General features: G+C 38.4%; 17 protein-coding genes. 2 read left to right on the top strand and 15 right to left on the bottom strand.

Annotated features, from left to right (window positions below):
• Nucleotides 1-601 precede the first annotated feature (601 nt).
• On the top strand, nucleotides 602-1,987 hold the full coding sequence (locus tag AEA09_RS05115; RefSeq protein WP_053582809.1) for a glycine--tRNA ligase: 1,386 nt from the start codon (nucleotides 602-604) through the stop codon (nucleotides 1,985-1,987).
• A gap of 157 nt (nucleotides 1,988-2,144) precedes the next feature.
• On the opposite strand, the gene AEA09_RS05110 is transcribed toward AEA09_RS05115, so the two are convergent.
• Nucleotides 2,145-3,860: an HD-GYP domain-containing protein gene (locus AEA09_RS05110; protein WP_053584617.1), complete on the bottom strand. Its 1,716-nt coding sequence runs from the start codon at nucleotides 3,858-3,860 to the stop codon at nucleotides 2,145-2,147.
• 1,136 nt (nucleotides 3,861-4,996) lie between these two features.
• Here AEA09_RS05110 and AEA09_RS05105 point away from each other — a divergent pair.
• A complete protein-coding gene (locus AEA09_RS05105) occupies nucleotides 4,997-6,433 on the top strand; it encodes an S-layer homology domain-containing protein (RefSeq protein ID WP_053582808.1) in 1,437 nt (478 codons plus the stop codon).
• A gap of 21 nt (nucleotides 6,434-6,454) precedes the next feature.
• Here AEA09_RS05105 and recO read toward each other — a convergent pair whose 3' ends face one another.
• The 14 genes from recO to deoC form a co-directional block, all read right to left on the bottom strand.
• Nucleotides 6,455-7,249 carry a DNA repair protein RecO gene (gene recO, locus AEA09_RS05100; protein WP_053582807.1) on the bottom strand — a complete coding sequence of 265 codons (795 nt, stop codon included), beginning with the start codon at nucleotides 7,247-7,249 and terminating at the stop codon, nucleotides 6,455-6,457.
• Nucleotides 7,250-7,354: 105 nt separating this feature from the next.
• Nucleotides 7,355-8,272, bottom strand: coding sequence for a GTPase Era (era, locus tag AEA09_RS05095; RefSeq protein ID WP_053582806.1), 918 nt, complete (start codon nucleotides 8,270-8,272; stop codon nucleotides 7,355-7,357).
• On the bottom strand, nucleotides 8,259-8,672 hold the full coding sequence (locus tag AEA09_RS05090) for a cytidine deaminase (protein WP_082332568.1): 414 nt from the start codon (nucleotides 8,670-8,672) through the stop codon (nucleotides 8,259-8,261). Before AEA09_RS05090 ends, era begins: the two co-directional genes overlap by 14 nt.
• Before the next feature lie 117 nt (nucleotides 8,673-8,789).
• Nucleotides 8,790-9,140 carry a diacylglycerol kinase family protein gene (locus AEA09_RS05085; protein WP_053582805.1) on the bottom strand — a complete coding sequence of 117 codons (351 nt, stop codon included), beginning with the start codon at nucleotides 9,138-9,140 and terminating at the stop codon, nucleotides 8,790-8,792.
• A 2-nt stretch (nucleotides 9,141-9,142) separates the two neighbouring features.
• Nucleotides 9,143-9,616 carry an rRNA maturation RNase YbeY gene (ybeY, locus tag AEA09_RS05080; RefSeq protein WP_053582804.1) on the bottom strand — a complete coding sequence of 158 codons (474 nt, stop codon included), beginning with the start codon at nucleotides 9,614-9,616 and terminating at the stop codon, nucleotides 9,143-9,145.
• Nucleotides 9,617-9,628: 12 nt separating this feature from the next.
• Complete coding sequence (locus AEA09_RS05075; protein WP_053582803.1) at nucleotides 9,629-11,746, bottom strand: HD family phosphohydrolase; 2,118 nt, start codon at nucleotides 11,744-11,746, stop codon at nucleotides 9,629-9,631.
• 273 nt (nucleotides 11,747-12,019) lie between these two features.
• A complete protein-coding gene (locus AEA09_RS05070; protein WP_053582802.1) occupies nucleotides 12,020-12,976 on the bottom strand; it encodes a PhoH family protein in 957 nt (318 codons plus the stop codon).
• Nucleotides 12,977-12,978: 2 nt separating this feature from the next.
• Complete coding sequence (locus tag AEA09_RS05065; RefSeq protein ID WP_245622783.1) at nucleotides 12,979-14,091, bottom strand: sporulation protein YqfD; 1,113 nt, start codon at nucleotides 14,089-14,091, stop codon at nucleotides 12,979-12,981.
• Entirely contained in the window at nucleotides 14,075-14,338 is a 264-nt protein-coding gene (locus AEA09_RS05060; RefSeq protein WP_053582801.1) for a hypothetical protein, read from the bottom strand. Before AEA09_RS05060 ends, AEA09_RS05065 begins: the two co-directional genes overlap by 17 nt.
• Nucleotides 14,339-14,392: 54 nt before the next feature.
• Nucleotides 14,393-14,881 carry a hypothetical protein gene (locus AEA09_RS05055; RefSeq protein ID WP_053582800.1) on the bottom strand — a complete coding sequence of 163 codons (489 nt, stop codon included), beginning with the start codon at nucleotides 14,879-14,881 and terminating at the stop codon, nucleotides 14,393-14,395.
• A gap of 27 nt (nucleotides 14,882-14,908) precedes the next feature.
• On the bottom strand, nucleotides 14,909-15,913 hold the full coding sequence (gene floA, locus AEA09_RS05050) for a flotillin-like protein FloA (RefSeq protein WP_053582799.1): 1,005 nt from the start codon (nucleotides 15,911-15,913) through the stop codon (nucleotides 14,909-14,911).
• Nucleotides 15,914-15,916: 3 nt separating this feature from the next.
• A complete protein-coding gene (locus AEA09_RS05045) occupies nucleotides 15,917-17,245 on the bottom strand; it encodes an NfeD family protein (protein WP_053582798.1) in 1,329 nt (442 codons plus the stop codon).
• Nucleotides 17,246-17,689: 444 nt separating this feature from the next.
• Nucleotides 17,690-17,863 carry a 30S ribosomal protein S21 gene (gene rpsU, locus AEA09_RS05040; RefSeq protein WP_004227078.1) on the bottom strand — a complete coding sequence of 58 codons (174 nt, stop codon included), beginning with the start codon at nucleotides 17,861-17,863 and terminating at the stop codon, nucleotides 17,690-17,692.
• 115 nt (nucleotides 17,864-17,978) lie between these two features.
• Nucleotides 17,979-18,650 (bottom strand): deoxyribose-phosphate aldolase, encoded by a 672-nt coding sequence (gene deoC / locus AEA09_RS05035; protein WP_053582797.1) that lies wholly within the window; start codon nucleotides 18,648-18,650, stop codon nucleotides 17,979-17,981.
• Nucleotides 18,651-18,950 lie beyond the last annotated feature (300 nt).

The following is an 18,950-nucleotide window of genomic DNA, read 5'->3' as shown; positions in this document are numbered from 1 at the left end:
AGGCGATGATAGGAAAAAAGTATCTGTTCTACCTAAAAGCGAGTAGAGAATGGTGAAAGTCTACACAGAACACAGAGAAAAGGCATTCCTGGAGCTATTTTTTTTGAAAAGAGGTTTTAAATATTTGTCTACTAGGCATAAACTATGCAAGTTCACAAAGTATTTAAAACAATCAGGGTGGAACCGCGGGTAATAGCACTCGTCCCTGGGCATTTACTTTGCCCGGAGACGGGTGCTATTTTTTAATTTAGCCACTGGCTAAATTAAAAGTTTCCTCCGGCGGATGTCATAGATTTTGCAGAGGAGTTAATCGCGCTTGCACGATTAAAAATCTAGACGTAAATGTGCCGAGGTAAAATTAACTAAACTCCTTTTTTGGCTCTTTACCGTAATCTGTACCTGACTCTAATAGAAGTGTTGTTTGGAGCAAACGAATCTCGCGATACTCCTGCAGAAAAGCAAGTCAAACAAGACCACACAGGAGCTTGCAAGCGAGGAAACTTGCGACTTGCCCGCTGAAAAGGAGTGGGATTCATCTGCAAGTACATGTTTTGGTATAGAGCCCCTTTTTACTATTACAAATTTCAAGGAGGCTATTAAAATGGCTGGTAAATCAATGGAAACAATCGTATCTTTAGCAAAACATCGAGGCTTTGTCTTCCCAGGTTCTGATATCTATGGAGGCTTAGCAAACACTTGGGATTACGGTCCACTAGGTGTAGAACTTAAAAACAACGTAAAAAAAGCTTGGTGGCAAAAATTCGTTCAAGAATCTGAACACAATGTAGGTCTTGACGCTGCTATTTTAATGAACCCTAAAGCGTGGGTGGCATCAGGTCACGTTGGAAACTTCAATGACCCAATGGTTGACTGTAAAGCATGTAAAGCGCGCCACCGTGCAGATAAAATCATCGAAGACGCTGCACTAGCAAAAGGCGATGAAATCATCGTGGATGGTATGACATTCGACCAAATGAAAGAAACAATGGTGAAATACGACGTAGTTTGCCCTGATTGTGGCAAAGCAGATTTCACAGACATTCGTCAATTCAACTTAATGTTCAAAACTTTCCAAGGTGTAACAGAATCTTCATCAAACGAAATTTTCCTACGTCCTGAAACAGCACAAGGGATTTTCGTAAACTTCAAAAACGTGCAACGCTCAATGCGTAAGCGTACACCATTTGGTATCGCACAAATCGGTAAATCATTCCGTAACGAAATCACGCCGGGTAACTTCACATTCCGTACACGTGAATTCGAACAAATGGAACTTGAATTCTTCTGTAAACCTGGCGAAGACCTTGAGTGGCACTCATACTGGAAAAACTTCTGTAAAGACTGGTTATTAAACCTAGGTATGAAAGAAGACTCAATGCGCCTTCGCGATCATGAAGACGACGAGCTTTCACATTACTCAAATGCAACAACAGATATCGAGTTCAAATTCCCATTCGGTTGGGGTGAACTATGGGGCGTTGCTGACCGTACAGACTTCGACTTAAAACAACATATGGAGCACTCTGGCGAAGATTTCACGTACATCGACCCAATAACAAACGAACGTTACGTGCCATATTGTATCGAACCATCTCTAGGTGCTGACCGCGTAACATTAGCATTTTTATGTGATGCTTATGATGAAGAAGCACTTGAAGGCGATGACAAACGTACAGTTCTACGCTTCCACCCTGCTTTAGCACCATTTAAAGCAGCAGTATTACCACTTTCTAAAAAACTATCAGAAGAAGCTGGCGATCTATGGGCTGATCTTCGTAAAGCATTCCCAGTTGATTTTGACGAGTCTCAATCTATCGGTAAACGCTACCGTCGTCAAGACGAAATCGGTACACCATTCTGTATCACATACGACTTTGATTCTAAAGAAGATGGCCAAGTAACAGTACGCCACCGTGATTCTATGGAGCAAACACGCATGCCAATCGCTGATGTGAAAGCATATATTGAGAAACATCTTCAATTCTAATTTAGTATTTTTCAATGGTAACATGCGTGTTCTGCGACGAAAGTGCTACGGCAGTCGCAAACACTCTACGCATTCCTATCACTGATGTTAAGGCACATAATGAAAAACATTTACAATTCTAACGTAAAAGGGAGTCGCTAGCTGCGGCTCCCTCTTTTTATACCTTTAAAGTTGTAAACAATCGTTCTTGCATCTTTTCCTCGAATGAAAATTTCTTCATACTCATACCTACTAAGCTAACAAGTAACTCTTCGATATCTGTTAATGTGTAGTAGAGGAATGTTCCCTCACGCATTGGCCGTACACGTTTATCTACAGCCAGCTCATCAGCGATAAAATACGCAACATTCACATTACAGTGCTCCATCAACTCCGTTATACGCTGATCATCACAAGGAGTAATAAAAAACGGTACAATTTTATCAATATACAAAATACTTTGTACAAGTTTTATAAAGAAATTTTCTCGAAGTGATGTATCCACCACTAAGATAGTTGTTTTTTCATGTTGATAGTCCATATATAACACACTTAATTGTTCTTCTAAAAGTGTCTTTAAAATATTTATTGAATTTCTATACTTCGTCATATCCGTTTGAATTTCTCTCGTTAATAAGCGGAGAATACGAAATGCTGGTAAAAATATTTTCAGAACAATTTCTTTTGGATGGAGATGGTCAATTAACTTATTAAAGTAAATTTTCAAATTATTTTCTTCACCACGAATTAGCTGTTCAACAAATAAGTTGAAAATTTCTTCAAAACTGTCTGCACGATAGTCGATCATTTTCATAATTTTAATGCTGTTATTGAGTGGTAAATTCATCGTTGTTTGCTCATCCAACAACTTTAATTTCGGAAGTGTTGGAAACAAGTCATAGACCAGTTCCACTTGTGCCGAGCGATTATCCGAAAGTAACACGAGCGAGTTAACCGGATAAATGCCTAAACATTCTACAAATTTATGCATGAATTTTTCGTTATACAAGTGACGTTCGCGATACAAAACAGCTAATGCATCCGTCGCGCCATATCCTGAATGATATACGCGCTTTGACGTCATAGCGGAAAACACATCGATAATTTGTAGCGCCTGTACACCTTCACTTAGTTCATCCGCACAAAGATTGTTCGGATAACCTCTTCCTGCAAAACGTTCATGATGATCACGCGCAAAATAGGCAATTTCTTCTTCACCATGTTCTATCAATAGTTCGTAGCCTCTTGTCGTATGTGTTTTCACGATCTCAAATTCATCTTCATTTAGTTTGCGCTTTAAGTTCAAAATTTCTTGCGGTATAAATACTTTCCCAATGTCGTGGAATAAATAGCCCCTTGCCAACGTCTCGATATCCGTTAAACCAAGATGACGGGCGAAGACTATTCCTAACACAAACACATCAAAAGAATGGACATAAGAATATTCATCCCATTCTTTCAAGCGCATTAATAAATCATAGCGATGCTTCTCTTTTAATATTTTTCCGAAAATATTTCTGACAAAGGCTGTGTCCTGTAAACTTTTTAATATTTGGCCGTAGCGTAATTCATGGACAACATTTTCCAAAGTTATCGTAAATAAATTGTTAATTTTTTCTTGATACTCATCTATCTCATTCTGCGCAAGAAGTGGCGCAAACACATCTTCATACTCTTGTACACGTACCTTACCTAAATCATGCACAATCCTTACCGAGTCTGTCGGTAACCTAACCGTGAGTGTATCCACTTTTCTAAGCTTAAGCAACACAATAATCCGCTCAGTTAATACTAAATCTTGTTTGGCAAGCAAACGATAATCGACAAATATATCCTCCGCTAAAATATCGCCAGCTAGTACTTCATTAACACTCAATGTCACTTTCGTAAGCATATTTTTTGCCACATACACGCAAACCTACAGCATTATGTGACCTCCCCTCCTTTTTTTCATAAACTACGTTAATCTTAAAAGCGCACTTTATACGCTTTGCTGATAGAGGTACTTTCCAACTTTTAATTGCTGAGTTGTATATAATTCATAATGACATTTGACCCAAATAAGGAACATTACGCCCTACCCAAAACAATGTAACTTACTATATAAAAATAACTACAATTACTTTATTTACCTCTTTACATTATCATAGGTTAATTTGTCTTTTCAACCTTATTTATAGTACGAGTATGATCAGTTTTTACTATGAAAATGATATTAACTAATCGTTAAGTGGGTATTTATAATTATTTTTCATTCGAACTTAGTATACCCCTTCTCATCTTTTCAGTATCAATAGAACTTTCTTTACCATAAAAAAATAGATTAATTGATAAAAAATAATAATCTTTAGATATTTAGAATAATCAGAGAAAATAATATTTTTTACCAACAGTTTAGTAAATTCTGAATAATCTGTATGTATTTTCCGCATCAACCAAATATAATTCTATAAAAAGCAGGGCTATCACCTTAATCCTCAGTTACTATTTACTAGTACGACTTTAAATTATTTTAGAAAAATAAGTTGAACTTTAGACTCCTGCAAGAAATACAATCAAACCAAGACTCTGTATGGAGCGTAGCGAAACTGTTTTTTACGACGAAAGCGAAGTGACAGGAGCAAGGAAAGCGAGCATCTATAGCAAAAGTTAACTTATTACTTTAAAAATGATGAATAAAATCGGTTAATCGACTAACCTGGTTCAGTATATATAGACTCACTACTTCAAAAGCAAGTCATACCCCTATCATGTAAAAATAGTTATAAACTTATCTCTTTTCCACTTAAAGTTACACTTATATCTATTAACTAGGATAATATTACCACTACCCAACGTTAAGTAAATTTGTTATAAATTATATATTATAGTTTATTTTTAATCATAAATAATGAAAATATATCATTTGCAAAAATAGAAATGAATACTAATACATACAAACATCCAAAATAATACATTGTATTCTAGTTATATTTCTGTTGATTAAAAAGACACTTTAAACAAATAATCTAGTTTTTTGGAGGAAATGAATTGAATACAAAACGTTTTTATCATTATGCAATGGCTGCTACGTTAGCAACAAGTGCCATTGTCATTGCCGCACCTGCGAGCGCTGCCACTACATTCCCAGATGTAAATTCATCTACAGAAACAGGAAAAGCAATACTCAACTTAGCTGAAAGAGGGATTATTTCAGGATATCCAGACGGTACATTTAAGCCTGCAAACTCGATTACACGTACACAGGCTGCAAAAATTTTAGCTGGAATTTTGGAACTTGACACTAAGAATGTAACAAACCCGAAATTTAAAGATGTAAAACCTGGTGATGCAAACTATGGTGCCATCGCTGCATTAGCTAACGCTGGAATTATTAGTGGCTCAAATGGTTATTTCAATCCAACAAAAAATATCACACGTGGCCAAATGTCAAAAATGATTGTACGAGGTTTCGATTTAGAAATTGCTGAAGACACAAACATTCCATTCACTGATGTGGTAGCTGGAAGTGAATACGAACCGTACATTCAAACACTATTTGCTAATAATATTACTAAAGGCACAACGCCGACTACTTTCGGACCACAAACTAATGTAAAACGTTCGCAATTAGCTACTTTTGTAGTGCGCGCTGAAAACACTCTAAATAGTGCAACTGTTTACGCAAGCAAATATAACCAAGACTATATTTATGCATCTTATGGTGGCATTACTCCTGCTGAAGATATTTTCACTTGGGATGAAGAACAAGATATGACGGATGCTATTACAATCAAGCCATTAAAAGAAGGTACAGGCAAATTAGTCATTACTGGCTTTACTGAAGAAGACGAAGATTTTTTAGACGTATTTTTCTTAGTACATGTTGAATCCGTTAACGGTAAACTTCAAGCAACACTGGAAGAAGTAGATGAAGCGGATTACTTAGAAAATATGCCACTTACGTTAGCGGAAGGTGATTTAAACTTTGTACCAACAGATGTGAGTATTAAAACAACTGATGGTCAAGCATTATCAAAAGACGCATATGCTTTCGAAGTTAAAGATAAAGTAACAACACTATCCATTTTCGAAAACGGCGAATATAAGGTAACATTTACTGCCGGCACTCGTCAACAAACTATGATTGCTGATGTTTATTCTTTTGACTTCGTTCGTATGATTGATCTGTACGAAGTAACAAATCAAGTTACTTTTACGGCTGATGACTTAGCACTAGAGCCAAAATCAGTAATGTTTAAAGACCTAAGTGATGAATGGGATACAGATTATAAAGTTCCTGTAAAAGCTACAATCCAAAATGGAGTACTTCTTGTTACACCAATATCAGAAGGTCCAGCTCTTTTAAAAGTGACTGGTAATGATGGTAAAATAACTTATATCTATATCGAATTTATGAAATTTGCCGGTGAGTGGGCTAGTACCCATGTAATCGATCCAGATGAATATGAAGATTTCATAGACTAAAAAAACGCCAGAAGACCGATGTTATTCGTCTTCTGGCATTTCTGTTTTTGCAGGTATAGGTCGTGGTTGCAATTCTGGTGTTCGCTCTAATTGTTCTATAAATTTTTTCGTTTTAAATCGTATACCCGTTTGTTCTTCATAAATCGTGGTTACAATTTTTTTAATAAAATATTTCGTTTCTTTTTTCAGCTCTAGCTTGCCAATTTGATCAATCGGCACCGTGTAAAACATACGAATCAGCTTTAATTGCGTTGGTGTTAATCTTATAATATACGGATCTTGCGCGTAACAGCGATGACATAAAAAACCACCTTGCGTAAACGAAAACGCAAATTCCCCATCTACCGCACTACATGAGGCACAAGCATGCAAAATTGGTTGCACACCGGTAAAGGGCAGCATTTTCCATTCTACAAATAGTGTAATTGCTTCTGGATCATAACCATCCTCAATCGCCTGTAACGACTGAAGTAGCACATCAAATGCATATGGCTCAGGCTTTCCTTCTTCCACTACTCGCTCAATAAGCTCCATAATATAACTTGCATACGCTGTCGCTATGATATCTTCACGAATATGACGCATCGAATTTAGATGCTCTCCTTGTTGCAATGTCCCCATTCCCGTATGATGCTGTACCATAAACATACCGTATGTAAATGGCTGTGTCACAGAGGCAAGCCGACTTGATGGCTTTTTTGCTCCGCGAGCCATCGTTGCTACCTTACCCGCTTCACGCGTTAACAATGTCACAATTTTATTGGACTCCCCATACGCACGTGCTTTTAATACGATTGCTTCCCATTTATAAAGCAACTGTCATCCTCCTTCTTTTTAAAAACCTACGCAAGAAAATGCGCCAAGCACAAAGGCCAAGCGCATTTCTTCATCAAACTTCCATCAATAGGAGTTGTCCTTTATTTAATACTCATCATCACGGAAACCGAAGTCTCGTAGATGCGTTGATTTGTTACGCCAATCTTTTTGCACTTTTACCCACAGCTCTAAATACACCTTCGAGCCAAGTAGCATTTCAATATCTTTACGTGCGCGTGTACCAACCTCTTTTAATAGAGCACCACGTTTACCGATGACGATCCCTTTTTGAGAGTCACGCTCTACCATAATTGTTGCTTGTACTCGAATCATACCTTCTTTTTCTTCGTCAGGTTTAATTCTGTCAATGACAACAGCGATTGAATGCGGTATTTCTTCACGTGTTAGATGTAATACTTTTTCACGGATTAGTTCAGAAATAATGAAGCGTTCTGGATGATCCGTCACTTGATCAGCAGGGTAATATTGCGGCCCCTCTGGTAAATATTTTTCAATCGTCGTTAACAGTGCATCGACGTTATTACCTTCAAGTGCTGAAATTGGAATAATTTCTGCGAAATCGTATTTTTCTCTATACGTTTCAATGATTGTTAATAATTCATCTGGGTGAATTTGATCGATTTTGTTAATGACTAAAAATACCGGCGTTTCATTGCCTTCTAACCATTCTAAAATGAATTCATCACCTTTACCGAATTTTTGTTCGGCATTCACCATGAATATAATACCGTCTACTTCGCGCAAAGTGTTTTTTGAAACCTTTAACATGAATTCGCCCAGTTTATGTTTTGGTTTATGAATACCAGGTGTATCAATGAAAATAGTTTGGCTATTTTCTTGTGTTAAAACACCTTGTACTTTATTACGCGTTGTTTGTGGCTTATCGCTCATAATGGCGATTTTTTGGCCAATCACGCGGTTTAACAATGTTGATTTCCCAACATTAGGTCGTCCAATAATCGAGATAAATCCCGACTTAAAGCCTTTTTTACTTTCCATCATCGAGTAAATCCTCCGTTGTAAATGCAAACGGTAATAATTCGCCAACTGACGTTACCGTAACATCACCTTTTAAATTTGTTAAATAAACAGGCATAGATGGCGCACAAAATTCCATCATCACTTGACGACAAGCTCCACACGGCGCACACGGTCCATCTGTATCAGCTACAATTGCAATTGCTTCAAAATCATAGACACCTTCTGATACTGCTTTGAAAAATGCCGTACGCTCCGCACAGTTTGTCATGCTATAGCCCGCATTTTCAATATTACAGCCGTGTATCACGTCGCCGTCTTTTGTCAGTAACGCCGCCCCTACTTTAAATTTCGAATAAGGAACATACGCTTTCTCACGTGCAATTTTAGACTCTTCAAGTAATGAATGCATATCGATTGTCATAGATGCCAATTCTCCTCTACATAAATGTATAGTGGTCCATCAATTACGCCCGGGACTTTAACATGTTTCAGCAAATGTATGTACTTGCTGCTAAGCTTTCGATACAAAAGAATCATGTTAAATCCATTTCGGTAAAAAGATTAGTAAGCCGATTATAGCACTAAATACAGCAAACACAAGCACTGCGCCTGCTGCGATATCCTTTGCCTGCTTGGCGAGCGGATGAATGTCTGGTGACGCTAAATCTACCACTCGTTCAATAGCGGTATTCATCATTTCAAGTGCAAACATCAGTGCTATTAATAATAACACAATGATCCATTCTATACGTGATAAACCTGTGAAATATCCTGCAATTAGCACTATCATAGCACTTACTAAATGCGACAGGAAATTCTGCTCCTTACAAGCAGTCACTATACCTTCACAGGCATAACCGAACGAGCGAATAAATTTGCGACCATCCATTATTATCCACGTCCTAAACCATATGATTGTAAAATTTCATCTTGTTTGCCGAACATCACTTTTTCATCCTCCGGCACCATATGGTCGTAGCCAAGTAAATGTAAAAAGCCATGTACTGCTAAAAAGCCTAGTTCACGTTCAAACGAATGACCGTACTCCTCAGCTTGTTCTTTTGTACGATCTGTTGAAATAATAATATCACCCAAAATTCGTGGCATACCTTCAAACGTTACTTCCATTTCACCTTCACCTAACTCTTCAAGTGCAAACGAAATAACGTCTGTTGGTTGGTCTTTACCACGGTATTCGCGGTTAATTTCTCGGATCGCCTCGTTCGTCACAAACGTTACCGATACTTCCGTTTCTGGCTCGATTTTTTCAATGGATGCCGCATGCTGTAAAAGCTTTTCGACTAATGCCATATGCTCTTTTGTTACTTCATTTGTTTCATCTGTAAAATCAATTGTTAAAATCATAGATGCCTCCTACTAGTCTGCCTTTGGATATTCAATACGCGAATGGAAAATACCATTCAACGTTTCACAAAGTACTTGCTCTATACATTTTAACTCTTTTATCGAAATATCGCATTCATCAAACTGATTATCTTGCACTCGATCATCAATAATTGACCGTACCAACTTGTGAATCTTCTCAGCATTCGGCTCTTTCATCGATCTTACAGCCGCTTCCACGCTATCAGCTACGCTAATAATCGCTGCTTCTTTCGTTTGCGGTTTTGGTCCTGGATAGCGGAATGTCGCCTCATCAAACACCTTACCTTGTTCCTTTGCTTTAAACAGGAAAAACTTCAACAAGCTTGTCCCGTGATGCTGAAGGGCAATATCAATAATTTCCTGAGGCATTTTATAGCGTTTTAACATGTCCGCTCCATCTGTTGTATGAGCAATAATAATTTCCGCACTCGTTTCAGGTGGCATTGAATCATGTGGATTGACACCAGACATTTGATTTTCGATGAAAAATGCTGGGCGTTTTGTTTTACCGAGATCATGATAATAACAACCGACACGAGCTAGTAGTCCATCTGCACCAATTGCCTCACACGCTGCCTCAGCTAGATTCGCCACCATAACACTATGATGATATGTACCTGGCGTTTCCATTAGTAGTTTTTTCAGCAATGGATGATTTGGATTCGATAATTCAATGAGTCGTAATGTCGACAACAAACCAAATGCTGACTCAAAGAATGGTAGTAAGCCCATTGTCAACGCACCTGATAGTAGTGCAGATGTAATCGCTGCGATAAAGTAAAACATCAGCTCTGATATGCCATATGACGACTGTGTCATTAGTAAATAGAATGTAATGAATGCCATATTAACTAATGAAATAACACCAACTGCTTGTAAAATATGCGAACGTTTTTCAACACTCCGCATAAAGAATAAACTAGCAAAGCCACCAAAGATAATATATAGCGTCACTTCCATTTGCATGACAGATGAATAACCTTCTTGGAACATGACACCAGCGGATGCTGCGGTCATCACTGTCACAAGCACTGCAGCCCGATCATCTGCAAGTAGTCGCACAAGCATTGTCGCAAGGGCTGTCGGGAATAAAAATGCGATCGTCACATCAAATTCATCCGCAACTATGCCAATAAATTTCATTAAAACAATCGATAAGCTATAAACAATCGCTGTTACAAGTAAGGCATTACGCTTTTTACGCTCATCTGTTTCCAGGCGTTCAAACAAAATAAACATAAATATCATTTGTATAAAAATCAAAATGACAAGCCCTGCTATCGGCTTCATTGAAGCTTTATTACTCACCATTCCTAGCAGTTCTAATTGACGATAGGCTTCATTGTCGATGACTTGTCCTTCTTGTACAATAATTTGTCCTTGCAAAATACGCGTAGGCTCCACAGCTTCCTTGGCTTGCTCAACGCTAGCCTTCGTTTGTTCTTTGTTTTCCGTTTCCGTTTCGATAATACTTGCACGTCCAATTAATACGACAGTGCCTAAAATTTTATCAGGATATCCTCGTTGAGCACGGATTTTTTTTTCAAACTCATTTTGAGCAGTTGGTAAATCTGCCGTACGAATGGGTTTATTTAAATACTCATTCACGAGTTTTGATAGCTGAGTACTCGATTTTGTTAAATCTGTTTCACTTTGTATAAGTAAGTTCTCAAGCTGCGTATCAGTAAATGTCACTGGCATTTGTTCAAAATCAATTGTTTCTAGTTTTTTTCGCAGTAATGCTACTTGGTCGCTTTTAGCAAGCGGCTCTTTACGACTTTCAATGTCGGCTTTCACCTCTAGCACATAGTCAAATAACGATGTGACAATTGCAGCCCGTTGTTTCGCAACATCTTCTGAAAATTGATAGACCGGCGTTACTGCATTTGCAGCCTTCTCACGCTCTTGTTGCGTCTTCACGGTGTCTTCTATAGTTTTAGTAGATCGAATCGTTTCTGGCGCAAGCTGTAACGGTTTAAAATCATATGTAACACCTTTGACATCGCCAAACATTAAAGAAAATTGTAAGGCTCCTGTTAAGATGAGAACAGCCATTAAAAAATAACGAAAACCAATTAGTTCTGTTATTTTTCGAAGTTGTTTTTCCATTTGGCACCTCCTCTATCAATCTCTATCATACCAATTCAAAAAACATTTTTCTCGAAAAATAAATAATTAAATAAAAAACAGCTACACAAATTCGTGTAGCTGTCACATTTTTTTAGCAATTACGCCATGCGTAATTTTACCTGTCACTGTGCTTTCAGAACTGAAAACAATTTCTAGTGTGACACATAAAACATTTGGTCACCCAAAATTTGAAATACCGAACTTGCAATCATCCCATCGCTTATAGATATGAGGGACCTCTATGGAATCATATTAAAGAAGTTGATCCTCGTAAGCTTGGATAATTTTAGCGACTACTGGATGACGCACGACATCACCTTGCTCCAAAATTTGGAAGTGTATATCTTTTACATACTTTAATGTACGCTCTGCAACGATCAAGCCAGACTCTGTATTTTTCGGTAAGTCCATTTGTGTTTTGTCGCCTGTAATTACCATTTTGGAGCCAAAACCTAGACGTGTTAAGAACATTTTCATTTGCTGATGTGTTGTATTTTGCGCTTCGTCTAAAATAACGAAAGCATCATCTAAAGTACGACCACGCATATACGCTAAAGGAGCAACTTCAATAGTACCGCGTTCGATTAGACGTTGCGTTTGTTCGGACCCATAAATGTCATTTAACGCATCATATAGCGGACGTAAATATGGATCGACCTTTTCTTTTAAATCACCTGGTAAAAATCCTAGAGATTCACCCGCTTCTACCGCAGGGCGCGTTAAAATAATGCGCTTCACTTGACCATTTTTCAAAGCTTGTGTTGCCATGACAACGGCTAGATATGTTTTCCCTGTACCAGCAGGACCAATAGCAAAAATAACGTCCCTGTGACGAATCGCTTGTATGTATTCCCGTTGACCGATTGTTTTCGCACGAATAGGCTTCCCTTTCGTTGTGCGAGCAATCTCTTCATCGTATAGTTCTGCAAAATATTCAATAGTACCTTTTTGAGTCATTTCAACCGCTGTTGCTACATCTCGTTGATCGATATTAATACCTTTACGAATTACTTTTAATAACGCGTGCAGAAGCTGTGTCGCTTGTTCTTTCGCTGCCTCTTCACCAGTTAGCTGAATTTGCGCACCACGTGTAATGATTTGGACATGAAACGCTTCTTCAATTAATTTCAAGTTTGCATCGGAAATACCGAGTAGCATGATAGCTTCGTTTGGATTATCAACTTGTAATACAGTTAACTGTTCAGACATAATCATTCTCCTTGTAAGGCATGTATTGGACTTGCAATGTTTTCATTTACTAAAAATAGAACTTTCCCTTCAACTGTACCATCACCCCACTTTAACTGTAAAAGGTTTTCTTTTTTGATGACAGTTTTTGAAGGTAGTGATCGAATCATTTTTTCATGAAGTAACGGTAAAAGTAACGACTCAATTTTTGATTCATCTAGCTCCACTTCCATTTTTTGCGTTTGTTGTTCTTCTACAATAGATACGTACGGATCGAGCCAATTTGGCAGTTCTTTCTTCTGCACATAATCCACCTCACCGTGGACACCAGTAATTAATACGCGCCATCTCTTCTCTTGCATTGTCTCCATAGTAATCTTAGTCGGAATTTTAAATGTAGATTCTAACCAATAGTCCGCATAAACCTCTCCCTCTGCACCCACAAAGACTTTGTCCTCACCACTATCAATCACGCCAGATACTAACACATCACCGTCATATGCCGTGTCATTGACCGAAACTTTGCGTTCACCATGTTGGATATTAAAATTCGTAATGACACCATTTTTCGTTGCAACCAAATGTGTTGCAAGCTGTTCCTTTTTTTGCTCTGTTTGCTTTGGTGATTCCTGTGGTCGTAACACAACGCGACCACCACTTTTTTCAATGTGCACCCACGCAAGTTCACGATGCTTTTCTAATAACTGTTGACGGATCATTGAATCCGACGGTACTTTCGTTTTAGACATGGGTGTTTCTAGTTGAAAGGTCTCATGAAATGTTTTTTCTATTTGCTGCCTTATTTCAGGTGAATCCGCCTCGACATCAATGCGCCAAACCACCTGTGCACAGAGTAGAGGGATGATGACCATTATAATTAATCCCAGTACTGTCCAAAGTTGCGCACGAAAAACTTGCATTTCATCTGCATAATGAACGGTCATTTTCAGTTTATAACGTTTTCTTGTCCGTCGGATTTTCGATAGATAAGCCATATTTGTTTCAAAAGTTACCTCTTGATCACGAAACGTGACATGTTTAAGTTCAATCTTTTGCCCATGCAATGCTTGTATAAAAGGATGAACATTTTCATGGCGCTTTATACGTATGATAATCGGTCTATGATTCCATATCATTGTTCCTGTCCTCTTCCTGTCTAATTTTAATATGCATTTCTTTTAAGTCGACAATAGTGAGTTGGAGCATTTCTTCTTTGATGGCATCTATTTCAACTGATTTCCCACGAATTGTAACTTGATAATGTGCATATATAAACGAACATGATGATGCATCAGCATGTAAAAAACGATATGGACCGATAATTTTCAATGATTCGTACTGTGATAATTCAATGAGTGGCGTTAATTGAAATAATTTTTTCATAAAAAATGCCTCCTTCTTCGGCAATATATGCTGCGAGGAAGGAGGACATGCTAGTTATTTTCTTTTTGCTTTTGGTGGCCCTAATACTTCAGCCATAACAATTGCCTGCATAAGCGATTGTTTAGAAGTCGGAAGTTTGAACGTTTTATTTGTAGACGTTACCCGTACTTCTTTTTTACCCGCCGCCATACGACCAATGCTCGAACGTTGCATTTTACGACCTGGCACTTCTGTGGGTATAAGTGGTGGTGCCACATAACTCGGCGTTTGTTCCACTACTTCAACTGGTATAGGCTTCACACGCTTTTTCCGGACGTCCGTTTCATCTTGAACATCCCCTAAAAATGTACGTGCAAAATCTTCAAAGGATTGCGTTTTCATTGTTGGACGATTCGTCTTCGGCTCTTCTGCATTCATGACTACAGGAGGTTGCTGCTTAGCGTCCTTGTCAAACGATGGCATTTGTTTTTGGTCTTTATTTTTTGCTTTACCGAAAAGAGAGGTGACTATTGCAATGATGGCAAAGAGAATTAATTGTTCCATTGGATAGTATTTACTCCTTTCCGTATTTTACGATTGTGGATCATTTTTTTCAGGCTTATCTGTGCTGACCTTCGAAATGGAATCACGCATTGCTGTATCTGCTTGAATATTACGGTAATTCATGTAATCCATGATACCAAGGTTACCAGAACGTAATGCCTCTGCCATCGCTTGTGGTACTTCAGCTTCAGCTTCTACTACTTTAGCCTTCATCTCTTGAACACGAGCAATCATTTCTTGTTCGTTAGCTACGGCCATTGCACGACGTTCTTCCGCTTTCGCTTGGGCAATATTTTTATCTGCTTCCGCTTGCTCAATTTGAAGCTCGGCACCAATGTTTTTACCGATATCAACATCAGCAATATCAATCGATAAGATTTCGAATGCCGTACCAGAGTCTAAACCTTTTTTCAACACTGTTTGAGAGATCATATCAGGGTTTTCCAATACAACTGTATGATGTGTAGCACTACCAATAGTGGAAACAATACCTTCCCCGACACGTGCTACAATTGTTTCTTCACCAGCACCACCGACTAAACGCTCGATGTTCGCACGCACTGTAATACGCGCTTTTGCTTTTACTTCGATACCATTCATCGCTACACCTGCAATAAACGGTGTTTCAATCACTTTCGGGTTAACCGACATTTGTACAGCCTCTAATACGTCACGTCCAGCAAGATCAATTGCTGCACAACGTTCGAATGATAACTCAATATTTGCACGGTGCGCTGCGATTAATGCGTTTACTACGCGGTCTACGTTACCACCTGCAAGGTAATGACTTTCTAATTGATTGATCGTTACTGGTAAACCTGCTTTATGTGCTTTAATTAACGGATTTACGATACGTGATGGAATTACTCGACGTAAGCGCATCCCGATTAATGTGAAAATACTAACACGAACGCCTGCTGCAAGAGCAGAAATCCATAGTGCCACTGGTACAAAAGTGAAAAATACCGCAATGACAATGAATAATAATACAAGTCCGACTATTGGACCAATTAAAGCTAAATCAAAACCCATTTGTTATTCCTCCATCTCTTTTTCTGTTTGTCTAACTACGATGCGAGAGCCTTCTACTTTAATAATCTCTACATACTTGCCTGTGTCAATGTAACTACCTTCAGACACGATATCGATGCGTTCACTGCCCAATTGCATTGTTCCAGCTGGGCGAAGAGGTGTAATCGTCTTTCCTACTTTACCAAGTAAATCTGTCCGATTGACATTTGATACGTACCCCTCTTCTGTAGATGTCGAATCTTTCAGGACAAGCTTATTAAAAACATGCATCTTTTTACCAAAAAACTTCATCAGGATCACCATCCCTATAATTGCTACCACAAGCGCTATAAAAATCGCCAATATCATCTGAGACATATTCGCACCAGCTAATAGCAAACTAAGTATTATTAAAACGCCCCCTAAAATACCAACAATACCCCCAGGGACAAAAAACTCCGCAATGACAAGTGCCAAACCGGCAATAAATATTAATAGCGTTTCATAACCAGCAAAGCCTGCTACTAAATGACCGAAGAAAAATAGGCCAAGTGATGATAACCCCATTATACCTGGAACACCAAATCCTGGCGAATACAATTCCATAACAAGTCCTAAGCTCGCGATCGACAGCAAAATCGGTACGATAATCGGATTCGTAATAAATCGCGCAATTTTTTCAGAGAAAGTTTGTTCAATAGGTACTATATCGCTACCCTTTAAATCCGTTGCCGCTAATAGCTCTTGGAAGTTCGAAACAGTCCCTTCTGAATAGCCGACTTCAAGTGCCTCTGATGCTGATAACGTTAACAGGTTATCGCCTCCAGCTCTGTATTCTGGAAGATTAATTCTTGTATCCGCCATAGCTAAAGCATAATTCGGATCACGACCAGATGTTTCTGCTGCAGCCTTCATTTGTGCAAGCCATGCACTATTGGCCTTTAAATCTGCCGCATTTCCTGCCGAATCAATGACAGCGGCCGCTCCAATTGTCCCATTAGGAACCATGTATATTTCATCTGCATGCAAGGCCAAAAATGCTCCCGCTGAATGGGCATCTTTATTGATATACGCTATTGTACGGATTGATGTTTCATCCATAAGCATGGCGATATCACTTGCTGCATTAACAAAACCGCCAGGCGTATGTATGTCGAGTATGATGGCTTCTGCATAATTGTCCTCTGCCTCTTTAAAAGCTCGTTCTAAAAATGCGTGAAGACCTCGTTCCACTTCATCGTGAATTGGTACGTGGTACACCTTACTGCTTGCAAAGGCCGTCGTCATCGGAAACGCTAACAAAAATGCCATCCACATCACTAGTATATAGCTAATGATTCTCTTTTTTCGCATCTTTTCCCCTCCCTTCTGACATGTCACCTACTTGTTATACGGACTACAATGAAAAAAGTTTCACAAATTCACGTATTTTTATTACGGCTCTTTTCCAAAACATGCACTTGGCAAAGGAACATATAGTATCCGCACTTGCCGCAAAAAAAAGAGCAGTATCCTTTTTCACGTTCATGCGGCGTAGTAGCCGTGAATGAATCAAGTATCACGTCAAATTTAACAAGATTCGATTCAAGTATAGAACCTCTATCTTATATGTAAAAAACCGAATGAAATCGCAATCGACTTCATTCGGCCTTTTCTCGTATAGAACGTAAAATCAAAGCTAAATGCAAAATACCTAGTACAAATCACAAACGCGATTTATACTAGGTATATCATTGTCTGCTCAGTGAATCATGAATTGCGTGTTTTGAACGTAGGGATTTTTAATGGGAAATTAAATTACCACTTACGTTTACGTGCAGCTTCTGATTTCTTTTTACGTTTAACGCTAGGTTTTTCGTAGAACTCGCGCTTTCTAACTTCTTGAATTGTACCACTTTTTGATACAGTACGTTTGAAGCGGCGAAGAGCATCTTCAAGCGATTCGTTTTTGCGAACGACAGTTTTTGACATCTCTCTTTCCCTCCCTCCGAACACACGTCAACACAGACTCAGGTCAATCGCCTATTGCTGTGTACTAAAGAATTATACCGTATTGTCTAATAATGGTCAATAGAAAGTATACGATTTAATACTGAGAATCTGAAATTAATCCATTCATGATCGCTACGCCTGAACTTGCACCTATTCGAGTTGCACCTGCTTCAACCATTTTTTGCATATCTTCTAGGCTTCGAACTCCTCCTGATGCCTTTACACCAAGGTCTGGTCCAACGGTTTTACGCATTAATGCAATATCCTCTGCAGTCGCTCCGCCAGTAGAAAAACCAGTCGATGTTTTCACAAAATCAGCACCTGCTGCTACTGAAAGTTCACATGCTTTCACTTTTTCTTCATCTGTTAACAAGCAAGATTCAATAATTACTTTAACAATTGCACTACCTTTTGCCGCTTCAACAACTGCAGCAATATCAGCTTGTACTAGTTCATAGTTTTTATCTTTTAACGCACCAATATTAATAACCATATCCACTTCTTTTGCACCGTTCGCAATCGCATCCTTAGCTTCAAATGCCTTTACAGCTGATGTGTTTGCACCAAGTGGGAAGCCAATAACCGTACAAACTAAAACTTCAGTGTTTTGTAATAGCTCACTACATAATTTTACCCAAGTTGGATTTACACAAACAGAAGCAAAACCAAATTGTTTAGCTTCTGCACAAATTTTTTCAATTTGTTCTTTCGTTGCTTCTGCCTTTAATAGTGTGTGGTCAATCATTTTTGCATATTTTTTTGTCATGTGAGATTCTCCTTTTAAATTCAAGTTGTACGTACCTCATTGGCATAATACCATTTTTTCATTTGGTCGTCTAATTTACTATGTACCAAAATCCAGAAAAAAAAGCATTGTCCATCGTCGAAATTCAACAGAACAATCCTTTTTATAGTGTTGGAAACTTTTTTGCGTTAATAATTTTCTTGAATACCCATCAATATATTGGACTATTATTTTTGATTTTAGACCGCCATACACCTGATAATAGAGAGCATCCATAATTAAAATTGCCTCAATAAGTTGACATGAAATATCTATTAAATA

Origin of the sequence: Lysinibacillus contaminans (assembly GCF_001278945.1) — a bacterium.
GTDB classification, from domain to species: Bacteria; Bacillota; Bacilli; order Bacillales_A; family Planococcaceae; genus Lysinibacillus; species Lysinibacillus contaminans.
Note: the sequence above shows the minus strand (reverse complement) of the source record. Positions and strands in the feature narration are given on the sequence as shown.

What these genes read in the sequence shown, in the direction of transcription:
- floA (WP_053582799.1), bottom strand. Translation starts at nt 15,913, where the DNA reads ATGGGTTTTGATTTAGCTTTAATTGGTCCAATAGTCGGACTTGTATTA.
- AEA09_RS05085 (WP_053582805.1), bottom strand. Translation starts at nt 9,140, where the DNA reads ATGGATGGTCGCAAATTTATTCGCTCGTTCGGTTATGCCTGTGAAGGT.
- era (WP_053582806.1), bottom strand. Translation starts at nt 8,272, where the DNA reads ATGATGGAAAGTAAAAAAGGCTTTAAGTCGGGATTTATCTCGATTATT.
- AEA09_RS05115 (WP_053582809.1), top strand. Translation starts at nt 602, where the DNA reads ATGGCTGGTAAATCAATGGAAACAATCGTATCTTTAGCAAAACATCGA.
- AEA09_RS05055 (WP_053582800.1), bottom strand. Translation starts at nt 14,881, where the DNA reads ATGGAACAATTAATTCTCTTTGCCATCATTGCAATAGTCACCTCTCTT.
- deoC (WP_053582797.1), bottom strand. Translation starts at nt 18,650, where the DNA reads ATGACAAAAAAATATGCAAAAATGATTGACCACACACTATTAAAGGCA.
- AEA09_RS05060 (WP_053582801.1), bottom strand. Translation starts at nt 14,338, where the DNA reads ATGAAAAAATTATTTCAATTAACGCCACTCATTGAATTATCACAGTAC.
- AEA09_RS05110 (WP_053584617.1), bottom strand. Translation starts at nt 3,860, where the DNA reads ATGCTTACGAAAGTGACATTGAGTGTTAATGAAGTACTAGCTGGCGAT.
- rpsU (WP_004227078.1), bottom strand. Translation starts at nt 17,863, where the DNA reads ATGTCAAAAACTGTCGTTCGCAAAAACGAATCGCTTGAAGATGCTCTT.
- AEA09_RS05090 (WP_082332568.1), bottom strand. Translation starts at nt 8,672, where the DNA reads ATGACAATCGATATGCATTCATTACTTGAAGAGTCTAAAATTGCACGT.
- AEA09_RS05075 (WP_053582803.1), bottom strand. Translation starts at nt 11,746, where the DNA reads ATGGAAAAACAACTTCGAAAAATAACAGAACTAATTGGTTTTCGTTAT.
- AEA09_RS05045 (WP_053582798.1), bottom strand. Translation starts at nt 17,245, where the DNA reads ATGCGAAAAAAGAGAATCATTAGCTATATACTAGTGATGTGGATGGCA.
- ybeY (WP_053582804.1), bottom strand. Translation starts at nt 9,616, where the DNA reads ATGATTTTAACAATTGATTTTACAGATGAAACAAATGAAGTAACAAAA.
- AEA09_RS05065 (WP_245622783.1), bottom strand. Translation starts at nt 14,091, where the DNA reads ATGATATGGAATCATAGACCGATTATCATACGTATAAAGCGCCATGAA.
- AEA09_RS05070 (WP_053582802.1), bottom strand. Translation starts at nt 12,976, where the DNA reads ATGTCTGAACAGTTAACTGTATTACAAGTTGATAATCCAAACGAAGCT.